Source organism: Pseudomonas viridiflava (assembly GCF_900602065.1).
Lineage (GTDB): Bacteria > Pseudomonadota > Gammaproteobacteria > Pseudomonadales > Pseudomonadaceae > Aquipseudomonas.
In genome coordinates this window covers 1-448 of the sequence record NZ_UWFN01000268.1, presented here as the reverse complement: position 1 = coordinate 448, position 448 = coordinate 1, and the positions used below count along the sequence as shown (strand labels likewise).

Genomic DNA, 448 nt, shown 5'->3' with positions numbered 1-448 from the left:
GATTCACCAATGCACCTGCACTCTCGTTCACTCGTCCGGCTTCTGGCCTCCATGATGCTGCTGTGCAGCTTCGGTGCGCTGGCCGATCCCGTCGAGGGCGCAGCTCAGGCGCTGCATGTGCTGGATTACCTCAGTGCGGACTATCCGGCGACGGTGGCGGATGGCAAGGTCATCGACAGTGCCGGATACCAGAATCAGATCGACGCGTTGAACGCGCTTCAGGGTCTCATCGTTGCACTGCCGCAGCGGACCGAACGTGCCGAGCTTGAGAAGGGCGCAGCAGACCTCAAGGGCGTCGTGAACAAGCGACAGGACGGTACGCTCGTGGCGCGACAGGCCAGGCAGCTGGGTGCAAGGCTGGCGCTGGCCTATGAAGTCAGCCAGGCACCGGCCATTACGCCGGATCCTGCGCGCGGCGCGCCGCTGTACGCGCAGCATTGTTCGGTCT

1 pseudogene is annotated in these 448 nt (G+C 64.1%); it reads left to right on the top strand.

Annotated features, from left to right (window positions below):
- Window positions 1-9: 9 nt before the first annotated feature.
- Window positions 10-448, top strand: a pseudogene (locus EE949_RS18235) (cystathionine gamma-synthase); the annotation flags it as partial.